Annotated in this window: 15 protein-coding genes and 1 tRNA gene; 12 read left to right on the forward strand and 4 right to left on the reverse strand. The window is 41.2% G+C overall.

The genetic code is table 11. The features are described 5' to 3' along the window. Positions 1 to 34 precede the first annotated feature (34 nt). The 4 genes from hflK to E5N72_RS03670 all read left to right on the forward strand — a co-directional run bounded on the left by hflK (position 35) and on the right by E5N72_RS03670 (position 4347). Positions 35 to 1201, forward strand: coding sequence for an FtsH protease activity modulator HflK (gene hflK, locus E5N72_RS03655; protein ID WP_135923270.1), 1167 nt, complete (start codon positions 35 to 37; stop codon positions 1199 to 1201). Between the two features lie 5 nt (positions 1202 to 1206). Then, entirely contained in the window at positions 1207 to 2085 is an 879-nt protein-coding gene (gene hflC, locus E5N72_RS03660; protein ID WP_135923271.1) for a protease modulator HflC, read from the forward strand. Between the two features lie 227 nt (positions 2086 to 2312). Next, complete coding sequence (locus E5N72_RS03665; protein ID WP_135923272.1) at positions 2313 to 3626, forward strand: adenylosuccinate synthase; 1314 nt, start codon at positions 2313 to 2315, stop codon at positions 3624 to 3626. A 112-nt stretch (positions 3627 to 3738) separates the two neighbouring features. Continuing rightward, positions 3739 to 4347: a tetratricopeptide repeat protein gene (locus E5N72_RS03670; protein ID WP_135923273.1), complete on the forward strand. Its 609-nt coding sequence runs from the start codon at positions 3739 to 3741 to the stop codon at positions 4345 to 4347. 50 nt (positions 4348 to 4397) lie between these two features. Here E5N72_RS03670 and E5N72_RS03675 read toward each other — a convergent pair whose 3' ends face one another. Continuing rightward, on the reverse strand, positions 4398 to 6254 hold the full coding sequence (locus tag E5N72_RS03675; RefSeq protein ID WP_135923274.1) for a sodium:proton antiporter: 1857 nt from the start codon (positions 6252 to 6254) through the stop codon (positions 4398 to 4400). A gap of 919 nt (positions 6255 to 7173) precedes the next feature. On the opposite strand from E5N72_RS03675, the gene proB reads away from it, so the two are divergent. Further along, the gene (gene proB, locus E5N72_RS03680) at positions 7174 to 8274 is read left to right on the forward strand and encodes a glutamate 5-kinase (RefSeq protein ID WP_135923275.1); all 1101 of its coding nucleotides are present in this window, start codon (positions 7174 to 7176) and stop codon (positions 8272 to 8274) included. Continuing rightward, positions 8271 to 9518: a glutamate-5-semialdehyde dehydrogenase gene (locus E5N72_RS03685; RefSeq protein WP_135923276.1), complete on the forward strand. Its 1248-nt coding sequence runs from the start codon at positions 8271 to 8273 to the stop codon at positions 9516 to 9518. The genes proB and E5N72_RS03685 overlap by 4 nt, the downstream gene beginning before the upstream one ends. A 156-nt stretch (positions 9519 to 9674) precedes the next feature. On the opposite strand, the gene E5N72_RS03690 is transcribed toward E5N72_RS03685, so the two are convergent. Continuing rightward, a tRNA-Ala gene (locus E5N72_RS03690) sits at positions 9675 to 9750 on the reverse strand. A 166-nt stretch (positions 9751 to 9916) separates the two neighbouring features. Between E5N72_RS03690 and E5N72_RS03695 the strand changes: the two genes are divergently transcribed. Beyond that, the gene (locus tag E5N72_RS03695) at positions 9917 to 10303 is read left to right on the forward strand and encodes a hypothetical protein (protein WP_135923277.1); all 387 of its coding nucleotides are present in this window, start codon (positions 9917 to 9919) and stop codon (positions 10301 to 10303) included. Continuing rightward, on the forward strand, positions 10304 to 10804 hold the full coding sequence (locus E5N72_RS03700; protein ID WP_135923278.1) for a prolyl-tRNA synthetase associated domain-containing protein: 501 nt from the start codon (positions 10304 to 10306) through the stop codon (positions 10802 to 10804). Here E5N72_RS03700 and E5N72_RS03705 read toward each other — a convergent pair. After that, complete coding sequence (locus tag E5N72_RS03705; RefSeq protein ID WP_135923279.1) at positions 10771 to 11907, reverse strand: MFS transporter; 1137 nt, start codon at positions 11905 to 11907, stop codon at positions 10771 to 10773. The two genes, E5N72_RS03700 and E5N72_RS03705, sit on opposite strands and share 34 nt — an antisense overlap. A gap of 232 nt (positions 11908 to 12139) precedes the next feature. Here E5N72_RS03705 and E5N72_RS03710 point away from each other — a divergent pair, with 232 nt between their 5' ends. From E5N72_RS03710 to E5N72_RS03725, 4 genes are all read left to right on the forward strand, one after another. Further along, complete coding sequence (locus tag E5N72_RS03710; RefSeq protein ID WP_135923280.1) at positions 12140 to 12679, forward strand: DUF2058 domain-containing protein; 540 nt, start codon at positions 12140 to 12142, stop codon at positions 12677 to 12679. A gap of 105 nt (positions 12680 to 12784) precedes the next feature. Then, positions 12785 to 13108, forward strand: a complete 324-nt coding sequence (locus E5N72_RS03715; RefSeq protein ID WP_135923281.1) for a c-type cytochrome — start codon at positions 12785 to 12787, stop codon at positions 13106 to 13108. A gap of 128 nt (positions 13109 to 13236) precedes the next feature. Next, entirely contained in the window at positions 13237 to 14004 is a 768-nt protein-coding gene (locus E5N72_RS03720) for a class II aldolase/adducin family protein (protein ID WP_135923282.1), read from the forward strand. Between the two features lie 9 nt (positions 14005 to 14013). Further along, the gene (locus E5N72_RS03725) at positions 14014 to 15189 is read left to right on the forward strand and encodes a mandelate racemase/muconate lactonizing enzyme family protein (RefSeq protein ID WP_054552450.1); all 1176 of its coding nucleotides are present in this window, start codon (positions 14014 to 14016) and stop codon (positions 15187 to 15189) included. Positions 15190 to 15345: 156 nt separating this feature from the next. Here E5N72_RS03725 and E5N72_RS03730 read toward each other — a convergent pair whose 3' ends face one another. Continuing rightward, complete coding sequence (locus E5N72_RS03730) at positions 15346 to 16296, reverse strand: FHA domain-containing protein (protein ID WP_135923283.1); 951 nt, start codon at positions 16294 to 16296, stop codon at positions 15346 to 15348. Positions 16297 to 16321 lie beyond the last annotated feature (25 nt).

Here is a 16321-nt window from a genome sequence, read left to right on the forward strand (position 1 = left end):
ACCTAATTCATTTAGATAACAATGGAGTATAGCTATGGCCTGGAATGAACCGGGTAACAATGGCAATGATAAAGATCCGTGGAATAATAAAGGCGGAAAAGATCAAGGCCCACCTGATTTAGACGAGGTACTGCGTAAGTTCGGCAACAAGTTTGGCGGTTTATTTGGTGGTAATAAGCCAGGTAAAAATAACGGCGGACTTGGTGGCGCAGGCATTTCTTTCATCCTGATTATTGCCGTCATTGTATGGGCATTAAGTGGTATTTACACAGTAAAAGAAGCTGAACGTGGTATTGTTTTACAGTTTGGTCAATATGACCGTATTGCAGAACCAGGCTTACGTTGGAAAATGACCTTCATTGAACGCGTGATCCCGGTTGATATCGAAGCAGTTCGTTCTTTATCTGCAAAAGGTTTCATGCTAACCGAAGACGAAAACGTGGTTAATGTTGAGTTTGAAGTACAATACCGTGTTATCGACCCGCATTTATACAAGTTTAGCGTCACCGATGCTGATCATAGCTTACAGCAAGCATTAGATAGCGCACTGCGTTATGTAATTGGTCATGTGAAGATGGACCAAGTGTTAACAACAGGCCGTGAGCTTGTTCGTCAACAAACATGGGATGAGCTAAACAAAATCATCGAGCCGTATAATTTAGGTATTATCGTTAGTGATGTGAACTTTAAAGATTCACGTCCGCCGGGTGAAGTAAAAGACGCCTTTGATGACGCAATTGCAGCGCAAGAAGATGAAGAACGTTTCATTCGTGAAGCTGAAGCCTATGCCCGTGAAATTGAACCGCGAGCGCGTGGTCAGGTTACACGTATGACGCAAGAAGCAGAAGCATACCGTGAACGTATTACGCTTGAAGCACAAGGTGAAGTGGCACGATTTGAAAAGCTACTACCTGAATATCAAGCAGCAAAAGAAGTAACACGTCAGCGCTTATACATCGATGCGATGGAAGAAGTACTTGGTAACAGCTCTAAAGTGTTAGTTGATGTGAAAGGCGGTAATAACATGTTGTATTTACCACTTGATAAAATCATGGAAAAGCAAGGTACGGCAACACGTGTTGCATTACCAAGCTCAAGTGATATCAAAGATCTTCGCAATAAAATAAACACGTCGCGTAACAGTACGGTTAATTCGAGTAATGATCGTTTCGCAACTGACCGTTTTAATGAGGGGAGATAAGCAAGATGAAAAATTTTAGTTTAGTAATACTTGCCCTTGCTGTTGTATTGTCTTTCTCTGCTGTATTTGTTGTTCAAGAAGGCGAAAAGGCGATCGTACTGTTATTCAGCAAAGTTGAAAAAGACAGCAACGATAACGCGGTGGTATATGGCCCTGGTTTACATTTAAAAGTGCCATTCTTTAGCCAAGTACGTCGTTTAGATGCACGTATTCAAACGCTTGATGGTGCACCTGACCGCTTTGTAACAAGCGAGAAAAAAGACTTAATCGTTGATTCGTATGTGAAATGGCGTATTAATGATTTTAGTGCTTTTTATCTTCGTGCACGTGGTGATAAGCAATACGCTGAAACATTACTTAAGCAAAAAGTGAACAATGGTCTTCGTACTAACTTTGGTTCGCGTACAATCAGAGAGATAGTTTCTGGTGAACGTAGTGAGCTAATGGAAGAAGCATTAGTACAAGCTTCAGAAAGTGCGCAAGAGCTAGGTATCGAAGTACTAGACGTGCGTGTTAAGCAAATTAACTTACCGCAAGAAGTGAGTAGCTCAATCTTCCAACGTATGCGTGCTGAGCGTACTGCAGTGGCAAAAGAGCACCGTTCTGAAGGTCAAGAAAAAGCTGAAACGATTCGTGCTGAGGTAGACCGTCGAGTTACAGTTATGCTGGCAGATGCTGAACGAAATGCACGTACGGTTCGTGGTCAAGGTGATGCTGAAGCTGCTGCTATTTACGCGAATGCTTACAGCAAAGATGCTGAGTTCTTTGGTTTTGTGCGCAGCTTAGAAGCGTATAAAAAGACCTTCAAAGATAAACAAGACGTAATGGTGATTTCACCAGACAGCGACTTCTTTAACTATATGAAAGGATCGAAAGCACAGTAATTAAATACTGTGTTGAACAAAAGCCCTGCAGTTTGTAGGGCTTTTTTGTTTCTGTGTTTTATTAATTTATTCACTCCTGCCAGTTTATAACTCACTGTTCTGACACAGCTTGTCGCGTTTATTTAGATGATAAAAATTCAGGCGCAGAAAAAATAAGCTAAACGGGGTGATCTTTCACCTCGTTTTCTGATAAAATCTCGTCCTAATTTTTTCTAAGTGAATTTGCAATGGGTAAAAACGTTGTTGTACTAGGCACCCAATGGGGTGACGAAGGTAAGGGTAAGGTAGTTGACCTCCTTACAGACAAAGCATCTTTAGTAGTTCGTTATCAAGGTGGTCATAACGCAGGCCATACTTTGGTAATCAACGGTGAAAAGACGGTTTTACACCTTATTCCATCGGGTGTATTACGTGACAATGTTAAGTGTGTGATTGGTAATGGTGTTGTTTTATCACCAGAAGCATTAATGAAAGAAATCGGTATGCTAGAAGAGCGTGGCGTACCAGTACGTGAGCGCTTATTAATTAGCGAAGCATGTCCGTTAATTTTACCTTTCCACATTGCATTAGATTTAGCCCGTGAAAAAGCACGTGGCGATAAGCCAATCGGTACGACAGGTCGTGGTATCGGTCCAGCTTATGAAGACAAAGTAGCACGTCGTGGTTTACGTGTTGGTGATTTATTCAACCCAGAACAGTTTGCTAGCAAGCTTAAAGAAGTATTGGAATACCATAACTTCACGTTAGAGCATTACTACAAAGTTGAACCAGTTGACTTCCAAAAGACATTTGACGATGCAATGGCTATCGCAGATATCTTAAAAGCAATGGTTGTTGATGTTACTGAGCTACTTGATCAAACGCGTTTAGCGGGTGACAACATCTTATTTGAAGGTGCACAAGGTACATTACTTGATATCGACCACGGTACTTACCCGTACGTAACATCGTCAAACACAACAGCGGGTGGTGTAGCGACAGGTGCTGGTTTTGGTCCATTACACCTTGATTATGTGCTAGGTATTATTAAAGCTTACACAACACGTGTAGGTTCTGGTCCGTTCCCTACAGAGCTTTACGACGGTCTTGATAAACAAGACCCAGTAGGTAAGCACTTAGGTGAAAAAGGTCATGAGTTCGGTGCAACGACTGGTCGTTTACGCCGTACTGGTTGGTTAGATGCAGTGGCAATGCGCCGTGCAGTTCAAATCAACAGCATCTCAGGTTTCTGTTTAACTAAACTAGACGTATTAGATGGTTTAGAAACATTAAAAATCTGTACTGGTTACCAGTTAGAAGATGGCACTGTAACGAACGTTACACCATTAGCTGCTGAAGGTTACGAGAAAGTAACACCAGTATACGAAGAGATGCCAGGCTGGTCAGAAAACACAGTAGGTGCTACGTCAGTTGATCAATTACCGCAAGCGGCACTTGATTACATCAAGCGTATTGAAGAAATCACTGGTGTTCCAGTTGATATTATCTCTACTGGCCCTGACCGTGTAGAAACTATGGTATTACGCAGCCCGTTTGCATAATCGTCATAGTGACTGAAAAAGCTGCTTCGGCAGCTTTTTTTGTGCCCCAAATTCACTCTGGAATGATAATTGTATATTATTTGCTAAGACCGACTTTATTTAAGTGATTTTGATGCGTGTTTTATTGCCTTTAACATTACTCTTCTCAAGCCTAAGCATGGCTGAAGAGCCCATTACAGCTGTGCCTCTTTACACAGAGAGCGAGTTAATCGCTCTAATAAATAAAAACACCCATTTGGCACGTGTAAAGGCAGATGATTGCCAGTTAGTTCAAGATATCGAAGCGCGAGCCAATAAAATGGCGTTGCCATCGTATCAGTTCTTGTATGGTGACATGCTAGCGTATGCCGTATGTGTCGACCGAAATGTAGAACTTGGTGTCTACTATATGCGTAAGGCTGCTGAGCAGGGTCTAGCGGCCGCACTTGAGCAATTAGGGCGCTACTATGATGTCGGTCAATTAGTACAGCAAGATAAAGCAATGGCTGTAACTTATCTGCGAGAGGCATCTGCACAGGGGAATTTAAAAGCCCAGATGCGGTTGGTTAATTTGTTTAACCAAGGTTATGGTAGTCCGCGAGATTATGAAGATGCTTACCGTTGGTTGTTTCATTCAATGGTTGCTGATAAAGCCACCCATAAAAAAATTGAAGGCTTACTTGCTAAGCTTGCCGAAAAAATGCCTGACAGCGTCGTCGCACGTGCTCGCTTACCGATGTAGTCGTTATAATTGTGTATAAAAAAGGCCAGTTTAAAACTGGCCTTTTGTTATTAATCTTCTTTTATCTCTTTATTTTTGCCGTTATTAGGGTCTTTTAAAACCGACATCTTTGGAGGCTGTAGCGCAACAATACGCTCACCTACTTGAGGAGCTTTTTCCATGTTGGTTGTGAACGGGCGAATTTTCACAGGAGAGTCGTCGTCATCTGATTTTTCACCATGCAAAATAAACAGTGGAATTGCTTCGCTGTTTACTTCTTTGTATTGTTCCCAACTAAATTCTTCTGAAATCCGTGTGGCACTGACTTTGCCACCTTTTGCAATTAGGCTACTCAAGCGAGCATACGCACCATTATCGCCAAACAAAATTTGTCGAGACAAAAAGGTTGCACTGTCTTTGTTTGCTTTGGCGTGGTTAGTTGAAGAACGTAATGAAAACACATCCTTTTCGTCGAGCAGGTGCGAGAAGTATTGCACGCCTAATGCGTTGTGATGGCGGTTAGGCGAAAGCGCTAATACGCTGCGAATCGTCGTTAACGGTAAATAACGCTCAGCATGCTCAGATTGTGGGTTACCATAGTAGCAAGGCAAACCATCCATACGTGCCATTTTACAGTTCTCCCATGCAGGATCAGACAAGTGCACCGGAATATTTTGATCTTTTAAGCCACAGGCAATGGCACGAGCGACATGGTTTGCACCAATAATCAAAATGGTATTTGGCGCAGGTTGGCGCACTTTTAACAGCTTTGCCAGTGGCGTTGCTGTTAGGCTTTGTAGTACCACTGTTACGATAATCACTGTGAATATGAGTGGTACCATTTTTTCTGCATCAGCAATACCGGCTTCAACCATACTTAATGCGAAGACAGAACCTACCGCTGCGGCTACGATACCGCGCGGTGCAATCCATGACAGCACTAAACGAGACTTAATAGGTAAGTCGGTTCTAAACGTAGATATCGCGATACACGCTGGGCGAGCCACAAATAGCACAATAGCTAAGAAAATAAACACATCGCTGTGTAACATCATCAAATCAGATAATTGAAGGCGGGCTGCAAGTAAAATGAATAGCGATGAAATTAAAATCATCGATAAATCTTCTTTAAACTCAAGCACTGAATCAATTTCGAGTTCATCTTGGTTGGCAAGCCAAATACCAAATACTGTTACTGCTAGTAAGCCCGATTCATGGCTTAAGTGATTAGAGACGGTAAAGCTAATAAGTACTAAGGCTAGAATACCAAACTTGTGTAATTCAAATGGCAGCCACTCACGGCGAATAAGAAGCGTAGTAAGCCATCCGGCAACTACACCAATTGTCAAACCAACGCCTAAGGTTTTAAATAGCGCGATAATGGTATGGCTAAATACTTCACCCTGACCAACCAACATAACGGCTTCAAACACCAATACCGCAAATAAAGCCCCAATTGGGTCAATCACGATGCCTTCCCAGCGGAGGATACGGTCGATATCTTGGGTGGGCCTCATAGAGTTTAAAAGTGGCGCTATGACAGTAGGGCCTGTAACAACTAACACCGCTCCTAAAACAGCAGCAACACGCCAATTAAGCTCTAAAATCCAGTAGGCACTGAGACTTATGACCAGGCAGGTCGTGATCATCCCGATTGAACAGAGGTTTCGAACCACTTTACCAATGCCTTTAAGTTCTCGAAAGTGCAATGTTAATGATCCTTCAAACAGGATCACCGCCACACTTAAAGAGACGACAGGAAATAACAAGTCGCCAAGAAGTGCATCAGGCTCTAGCACACCACTAAAGGGTCCGAGTAACAAACCTGTTAGTAGTAAAAACAAAATAGCCGGTACACGAAACGCCCACGCTACCCATTGTGCCAATACTGAACACAAGGCGATCCCTGCTATAAAAATTGCTGACATAGAATGAATTATCCTTTAGTTACTACAACTTAAAAATACCAACACCTTAGATAATCGCGTTTCAAGACGATAATTAGTCGCTGACTTTCCAAATATAATGCTTGCTTATTAAAGCCTACTCACCGTCGTGGATACAAGCAATCTTGTTGCTTCAAATACGATTTTAGTCGTTATTACTACTTTTTGGGGGTGTTTTGAAAATAAAACTTAGTTTGGTTCATTAAAAATTATTACATATCAACAAAAGACCTCTAACATACTGTTATTAAATGTGTATTTTCTGTGGTTATGGTAAGTATAAGGCTTATGACTACTTTTCGCACTTGATCTCTGCCCCTAATTTCCCGTATTATAGTTCGTGTTCAAACAATTTGATATCTAAATAGTTATTAGCGATAAGCACATTGTTTTTAGCTTTGATTTCAAAAAATCAGTTGTTTGCGACATTTTTAGTGTTTTATACACTTTGTTTTCAAATTAAATAGAAATGAACTTGTGTAGATTCAGCGTACATTTATTACGTGTTGAATATAATTATGGTTCATTATCTGGTCAATGTTTAGCTCCCATCGTGGCAGCTGAATCTCGGTCATACAATCTACACCCTATCTGCTGGTGTACCAGATTGTATAGGCTCTATGTATGTTGTTATTAATAAAAGCCGCACACAGCTTTTTACAGCGATACATAAACAACACTTATCTTTTTTATCAACTTATGGTTTATAACCGTTTGGTCTACTGACTGAATAAAAGTTGTGCTATATCTAATCGCAGTCGTTGCGTGGCATAGTCGTGTGTATAGATAAGTGGTTTGACAAAGTGATAATAGTCAGTGCGTTTAGTGATACTAATCGCGAGTCTTTTTATCAGTGGCATAGTGGCACTGAACAGATAGTAAAATGGAAAGTTGAACAGTTATGCAAAAGTTTAAATGGCGACGTATAGTATTAAAAGTTGGTAGCGCATTGATCGCACCGGAGCAGGACGGGTGTCGTTCTCGCTACTTACTAACCATTGCACAGTTCATCGTTCGCTGTCGTGCGCAAGGTATCGAAGTAATTTTAGTGTCATCGGGTTCGGTTGCTGCAGGTTCACACTTGTTTCCAAAGCAAGAAAAGCGCTCAGTGACAATGAAAAAAGCGATGGCAGCAGCCGGTCAAACCGAAATGATGGCAATGTGGGATCGCTTCTTTGATTTCCCATCTGCGCAAATTTTATTAACACACGGTGACTTACGTGACCGTGAGCGTTATACCAGTATACGTGAAACAGTATTTACTTTACTGGAGCACGGTGTATTACCTATTATCAATGAAAATGACACGGTAACAACCGATGATCTTAAAGTGGGTGATAACGACAACTTATCAGCCATGGTTGCTGCTGCGGCAGATGCTGATGCGTTAATGATTTTTTCAGATGTAGACGGTCTTTATAATAAAAATCCTAATTTACATGAAGATGCGGTACTACTTCCGGAAATCGAAAGCATTGATGAATCGATTTATGCAATGGCAGGCTGTGCTACAAGCGCAGTAGGTACAGGTGGTATGAAAACGAAAATTGAAGCGGCAGAAAAAGCGACTTCACACGGTATTACTACCTTTATCTTGAATGGTTTCAAAGAAGAAACATTTAATCGATTATTAGAGGGTGACAACCCAGGTACAATCTTCACACCTTATGAAAAGCCAATGCAAGAAGCTGTGCACTGGATGACACACACTGCAAATGAGCAGGGTGAGGTTGTTGTTGAAGGCTCAATTGACGAGTCAACCGAAGATGGTTGTATTCGCAGCGATGAGATCGTTGCAGTACATGGAGAATTTGGCGTAGGCGATACTATTTTAGTCCGCAGTGATGATGGTACGCGTCTAGCAAAAGCGACAGCGAATTACAGTAGCTGTTTATTGAATTTTATTGCTGACAACGAGCAAAGTGAATTTAGCGAAAAGATGCAAGATTCAATCGGCCCAGTTGTTTCAGAAAAAGATATCGCATTATTGGAGAAGTCATGAGTTTAATTACGGATATTTCGAGTCAAGCAGCTAAAGCGGCTACGCAGTTAGCCCTGCTTGATACTGCTACTAAGAATCAAGTTTTAACTGAGATGGCAGAGGCGCTACGTGAAAGCAAAGCCTTTATCATCAAAGAAAACGAAAGTGATTTAGCGGCAGCGCGTGATAATAACCTTGCTGCAGCTATGATTGACCGTTTAACGCTTAATGATGAGCGCATTGAGGCAATGGCTGAAGGTATTGAAGTAATTGTAAGCCTTGATGATCCAGTTGGTCAGTTGCGTGAAATTTCAGAGCGTCCTAATGGTATTAAGATCAGTAAGATGCGTGTACCACTTGGTGTTGTGTGTATGATCTATGAAGCACGCCCAAATGTGACGGCTGATGCGGGTGCATTATGCTTTAAATCAGGTAATGGTGTTATTTTACGTGGTGGTAAAGAAGCACTTCGTAGCTCGCAAGCTATTGCAAGTGTGATGCACAAAGTACTTGAAAAGCACGGTTTACCAGCAGCGTTAATTTCGGTGATCCCAGATCCAGACCGTGGCTTATTGATGGAACTGATGCAACAGCGCGACACTATTGACTTAATCATTCCGCGTGGTGGTGAAGGTTTAATTAATTTTGTAACGGAAAACAGCACCATTCCAGTAATTCAGCACTTTAAAGGTGTATGCCACCTTTATGTAGATAAAGATGCTGACCTGAATGTAGCAATCAATTTACTATTGAATGGTAAAACTCAGCGTACTGGTGTGTGTAATGCTCTAGAAGGCTTAGTGGTACACCAAGATATCGCCGATGAGTTTTTAAATCTGTGTGCTGTTGTTCTTCGTCAAGAAGGCGTTAAAGTAAATGCAGATGCGAAAGCTGCCGAGTACTTTGATAATGCAACAGTACTTGCTGACGACGAGTTTGGTGAAGAGTACTTAGATCTAGAAATCGCAATCAAGGTGGTACCTGACTTTGCCGGTGCTATTGATCATATTGCTAAGTTTGGTTCAAACCATACCGAAGTGATTTGTACTAAAGACAAAGCCGCTGCAGAGCTATTCCAACGTAGTGTAGATGCATCTGTGGTAATGGTTAATGCGTCATCGCGTTTTTCTGATGGGTCACAGTTAGGTTTAGGTGCTGAGATTGGCATTGCGACAACGAAGCTACATGCTTATGGTCCAATGGGTCTTGAGTCACTTACAACTGAAAAATATTTAGTGAATGGCGAAGGTCAAATTCGTGAGTAATCACTAAAGAATAATTGTTTAAAAAGCCGGGCTTTGCTCGGTTTTTTTGTGTCTGATATAAAACGAAGACGATAGAAAGACTAATAGAATTGCTTTAACTTAGAATGTATTGTTTTTATTAAGTATTCGGCAGATTGCCTAAAAGAGGTAGGAAAGTGGTGGAGCTAAGCAGGATCGAACTGCTGACCTCCTGCGTGCAAGGCAGGCGCTCTCCCAGCTGAGCTATAGCCCCACATTCCTAAAATACAGGATGCTTAAGTCTTGCGTCTCAAGCGGGGTGAACTTTAATTATTTTTATCTTTTTGGTCAAGTATTTTTTTTAAATTGATCGAATTTTTACTCTGAAGTTTTATTTTTGCTAGACTAGAGCCCATTCACTGTACAAGGCTTATCCAATAATGAAAAAAATAGCATGGCTTTTACTTGCATTACTTGCTGGTTGCGCAAGCCAAGAGGAGGCCCCGCCTTTTGAAATTAATAATAAACAGTTTTACGAAAAAAATGACGACCAAGGCAATAAAATTTTTGCCTATGTAGTGTCAGTTAAGGCGCAAGGAAGACGTCCAATCAACCTTGATAAGCCAATGACACGTAGTCAGTTTAAAGACTTTGCTGAGCAAGAAGTATTTGAAGAGTCGAGCAACTTAAAACTCATGCTCGAAGATCAAGCGGTCGAATTATTAAATGAAGAACTTAAAGCACGACAATACTGCGACGATAAACACATTATTGACGAAGTATTGTGGCGTGATTTAAGTGTGCAATTACGAGGACGTTGTTTGTAAATGTATGCAGATAAGAGCAAGTTGGCAGCTACGCTAGCTCAGTTAGATATCAATTATGAGGTGATTGAGCATCCACCATTGCACGGCAGCTTAGATGCCGACAAATTTATGCTCGATAGACCGGGCACACGATTAAAAAACCTGTTTTTACGAGATAACGAAGGCAAGCGCCACTTTTTAGTGATCACCGCTCACGATAAGCAGCTTGACTTAAAAGCTATTGCTCAGCAGCAAGGGCTATCGCGCTTAGGATTTGCATCTGATGAGCGATTAGCGCGTTATCTTAAAGTGCCACCGGGCTGTGTTTCTATGCTGGCACTTTTAAACGATAAGCAAAATAATGTTACCCTTTGGCTAGACCAAGAAATTTGGTTTAACGAGCTTTTTCATTGTCATCCTTTTGAAAATACGGCTACATGGCTGATGAAAAAAGAGGACTTAGAGCTATTTTTTGAAAGTACCGGCCATCAACCGCGTATTGTATTTCTACCTGCCAAATAAACTAAGCTTAAACCTACTAAGCAAACTAAAAGTAGCACGGTCATAAAAGCAATTTGGCCGTGTTGCTGATACACCAGCCCTGGCAATAATGAGCCCAGTGCGCCACCACTGTAATAAAACGAAACATACCCTCCATTGGTTACACTTGCAGGAGCGTTGCTGATTTTATTAACCAGTGGGGCTGCACTTGAGTGGATCACAAACATTGCGCCGCAAAAACCAGTAAAAGCAATAACAAAAAGTACTAATTGTTGGCTCATTAAAAGCACCATCGTCAGGCTATAAAAGACAAATACCCATGTTAGTAAGCGCCAAGGAGTTGATGACTTTCGTAACAGCCAAGGGGTAGCTATAGAGGCAAGTGCTCCCAATAAATAGCCACTGTAAACCAGACCAATATCTCGAGTATTAGTGATAGCAAAGCTATCTTGTAAGATGAATGGCAAATAATTTAACAGCGCCGCAAAGCAAAAGAACATACAAAAAACGGCTCCGTAGAGCTTTAGCACAAGTGGATCTTTTAATTGTTTCAGATATAGCAGTGGTGACTGTGCTGCATGAATTGTGGCAGTTTTGCTTGATTTAGGAATAACGACAGCAAACAGTATTAATCCTACCGCAATCACATAATAAAAACTTTGCCAGCTTAAAAAGTCAGTGAATAAGGCAGCAAGCATACGACCAAAGTATCCACCGACAATGGTACTGCCAATATAAAGAGTCATATTACGTTGTAATTGGTCAGCCTGATAAGTTACACCAATATAACTGGTCATGGCTGTGAGCGCAGCAGGCAGGGTGATCCCTTGAATAAAGCGTACCAGCAACAGCAGCTCAAAGCTTGGTGCTAAAGTAAAAGCAACGCAGCTTATAGCCAACACAAACATGGCAATCTTTAAAATTGTTAGCGGGTTTCGCTTAGCTAAAAATAAGCCATACACCAAAGGAGCAATGGCTAGTGGCAGCATAGTCGCGGTCATTAAGCTACCAGCAGTAGCTGGCGAGACAGAAAAATGACTAGCAAATAATCCAAGTAACGGTTGTGGGGCGTATAAAACAAAGAAAATAAATACAGAGCAAAGTAACAAATGTCGCAGCTGCATTTTTAGCTCCCAAGAGGAAAAGCTTTAGCTTATAGGGTACAGCTTTTTTTACAAGTTCAAAGACGACTAAAATGATAAATCTTGCGTTAAATCAATATGTCATGATTTCATCGCATGTTAATCTCACAGCAATATACTCGATTGCAGTGAATCATCTAAGCTGAACACTGTTATTTGTTCGTATTGCTGATTAAAATAACCCTAATTAGGCATTTTTATATGGAATTTAGTCATGGGTTCATTACAAGATCAATTACTTAAAGCAGGGTTAACAACGTCACATCAAGCTAAGGTGGCTAAAACTGAAAAGCGTAAGCAGCAAAAGAAGAAGAAAAAAGGTGCTACGAGCAACCCAAGTGATTTACAAAAGCATATTGAACAAACAAAGCTTGAGCAGCAGAAAAAAGCCGACGAGCTTAATAAAGCACGTTTAGAAGAGCAAAAACAGCGTGAGCAAGTGGCTCGCGTAAAGCAGATTTTAGAGCACCACAATCAAGATGAAATTCGTGGTGATCGCACCTTTAACTTCACTTATCAAAATAAAGTGAAGGAGCTAGAGGTAAATGAAAAAACACAAAAAGCCCTTGCAGGAGGCCGTTTGGCAATTTGTGTTTTAGAAGGCCAATTTTTTGTACTGGAAGACGAACCAGCACGAAAAGTCGCTGAAGTTAGCGAAGACTACATAGTGTTCCATGTTGAGCCTGAAGATAAGCAGAAAGATGAAGATGATCCGTATGCTGATTTTGAAGTACCTGATGATTTGATCTGGTAGTTATCTCATACCGGCCACCATTACAATTTTCGGGTGCAATATTGTTAAATCATGGTCTACACTAAAGAAAATGTTTAATAACCCGTCAAAAAAGAGAAGACTAATATGAGCAAGATTACAAAAGTTTTATGTGGGGCTGGCATTGCAATGGCTGCAAGCCTATCTTTTAACACAATGGCAGCAGATGGTGCAGCACTTTACACAGCTAAGCTATGTCAAACATGTCATGGTGCAGAAGGTAAAGCACCTATCATGCCTCAGTACCCTAAATTAAATGGCCAAAATAAAGAGTACTTACTAGCACAAATGAAAGACATCAAGTCAGGTGCACGTAGTAACGGTATGGCTGCGGCAATGAAAGCAATGGTTGCAAACGTATCTGAAGAAGAAATGGCTGCAATTGCTGATTATTTATCGCAAGTAAAATAAACGCCACTTTAGCAAGAAAAGGCCACATCTGTAGATGTGGCCTTTTTGTATCAGCTATTGATCATCGATTAATAGTGTTTTAGACTTCTATACATCTATTTGTGCTTGTCACATATACAAGGTTTCCCATGTTTGACTTACCAAAACTCGATTTAAAAAATAAAGTATCTGAACAAGAATGGCAGCTACGCGTAGATTTAGCGGCATGTTACCGTTTGGTTGAGCATTTCCGTTGGGGGGATTTAATTTACACCCACCTATCGGCGCGCTTACCTGGTACGGATCACTATTTGGTAAATGCATTTGGTTTAAGTTTTGATGAAGTGACTGCGTCAAACCTTGTGAAGGTGGATTTAGCAGGCAATATTCTTGATGACACGCCGTTTAAAATTAACCCTGCAGGCTTTACGATTCACAGCGCCATTCACGAAGTACGTGATGACGCACACTGTGTTATTCATTTACACACAAAAGAAACCATCGCCGTTGCAACGCAAGAAAAAGGCCTGTTGCCACTTAGCCAATACTCAATGTTCTCATTGCCATCATTGTCTTATCATGGCTACGAAGGCTTAGCGGTAAACAGTGATGAGAAAAAGCGCTTGCAAGATGACTTAGGCACCACCAACCACATGTTATTGGTTAACCACGGTGGTTTAACCGTTGGCCCAACAGTGGGTGATGCGTTTATGCGTTTTTATGATTTACAGCGTGCCTGTGAAATTCAATTAGTTATCCAAGCCAGTGGTCAAACAGCAATCCCAGTACCACAACCTATTATCGATAATATTTATAATCAAGCGAATGTCGTGCATAGCGGCAGCACCGGTGGCCAGTTAGCTTGGCCGGCAATGTTGCGTAAAGCTTATCGTCTTGATCCTAGTTTTGCTCAGTAAGGAGTAACCATGAAAGTTAATCGCGTCGAAGTGTTCGATATTCATTGTCCAGACAGACCTGCTTGGACACCTGTTTTTGTGCGTATTCACACTGATGAAGGTATTAGCGGTGTAGGAGAGGCAGGCCTTGCTTATGATTTAGGTCACAGTGCTGCAGCGGCAATGATCAAAGAAATGGCTGATGCATTTTTAATTGGTCATGACCCATTTCAAACAGAAAAACTGTGGTCACGAATGCTACGCGAAAGCTTTTGGGGTTTAGGCGGTGGTCCTGTTGTGTATGCCGCAATGAGCGCTATTGATACCGCACTTTGGGATATTAAAGGTAAAGCATTAGGCTTGCCTGTTTACCAGCTATTAGGCGGTAAAGTTAACGACAAGCTACGTACATACGCATCACAACTACAGTTTGACTGGGACAGTGAATTTAAAGCACTTGTTCACCCAGAAGAATACGCAGAAGCAGCGCTTAAGGCGATGGCTGAAGGGTATGATGCGGTTAAAGTTGACCCAATCCAGTACGATAAAAACGGCAATACTTATTACGATCGTACTAACATCATTTCTCGCGCAGAAATGAAATTGTATCGTGCACGTATGCAAGCCATTCGTGAAGCGGTAGGTGACGAAGTTGATATTATTTTTGAATGTCACAGTTTGCCAGGTGCGACATCTGCAATTCAAATTGGTGAAATTGCTGAAGAGTTCGATTGTATGTATTACGAAGAGCCAGTGAACTACTTAAATCACTCATTACATGCAAAAGTTGCCGACAAAGTAGCGGTGCCAATTGCTGGTGGTGAGCGTTTGTATAATCGCTGGGGTGTGCGTCCATACTTAGAAGATCAAAGTATTGATGTGCTACAGCCAGACTTAGGCTTGTGTGGTGGTTTCACTGAAACTAAAAAAGTGTGTGATTATGCCGATATTTTTGATGTGCGTATTCAAGCTCACGTGTGTGGCGGCCCAGTAGCAACCGCAGCTTCGTTACACTTAGAAACCGCAATTCCTAACTTCTTAATTCACGAGCATCACACTTATGCAATTAAAAAGTGGAACCGTGAGCTATGTATTCAAGATCCACAACCTAAAAATGGTTTCTTCCAAGTATCAGAAGAGCCAGGTATCGGTATTGAGTTAAATGACGAAGTGGTTATGCGCTCACAACGTGTTGAGATTAAATAACACTCTGTAAAGTAACCCCTTATTATATAGGGGTTACTGAATTGGCGCTTTAACTTGAGTTTAGTACTAGCAGTTTATAGCTTGAGCAAGTTCAGTTGCTATTATTAGTGTTATAAGATCTAGAGTTTGTTCTGATACAACAGCCGATTTATCAGGCTATTCTGTTGATTCACATGCCTGTCCTTTGTAAATCACATAATGCTCACCACCAAAGCGAACTTTTCCTCGCTTACGTTCAATAAGTGTATCTGCTGACATATTATTAAATGATTCAATAAATTGCTTACGAGCACGGTGGATTTGAATATTGACATGGCATTCATTAATACCTAAATCGCGGGCTAGTTTTTTTACTTGCACCCAGCCTTGCACCTCGGGTGCAAATTTATTTTTAATATCTGCTAGTTTATAGCGCGCTAATAACACGGTGAGGTAATGATGCGAGCGTACATCAAAGTCTTGTAGTCCATCATTGTGCTTCACTTTTAACTCAGTTTGTTCTTCGTCTAAGCTTAAGCTGAAGATAAATTCTAAATCATTGGTTGAGATAGGGCTTAGGTCAATCGTGTTTTCTTGTGAGGTCATTTCAGCTTTAAACAACTGCCACTGTTGACCGTCGATAGCTATGGTTTGACCTTCTTCGAGGGGAGAGACCTGGTGATCATCGGTACTTTCGTAGCACCACATGTAATTGTGAGGATCAAAGTAGACGATTATTACGGGGTCGTGGTTGTTAGGCAGAAAGTGATATCGTTCCAGTACAATAGCATCAAGCGAATCATTAGCAACGGGTAATAAAAGATCCTTCGGTGGCTCAATTGAGGTTAATTGATAAGTTACCTTATTAAGTTCAGAAAAGCTGATTTTATCATTTAAAGCTAATTGAGATTTGCTGTGTTTTTCAAGCTTTCTACCATTAAGCCACACGCCATTTTTACTCAAATCACGAATGTACCAATGAGGCTCAACCCACTCAATCACAGCATGTATCCGAGTGATTTCTGGATAATTTAATAGTGTATCTACAGAATGAGCTAAACGGCCAAAGCGATGGAAGTCGCGTAAATAAATGCTTTTAACAGAGTCTTTACAGGTAAGTACTGCCATAAATACATCCTTATATATGGAGAAA

This window comes from Pseudoalteromonas sp. MEBiC 03607 (assembly GCF_004792295.1).
Taxonomy (GTDB): domain Bacteria; phylum Pseudomonadota; class Gammaproteobacteria; order Enterobacterales; family Alteromonadaceae; genus Pseudoalteromonas; species Pseudoalteromonas lipolytica_C.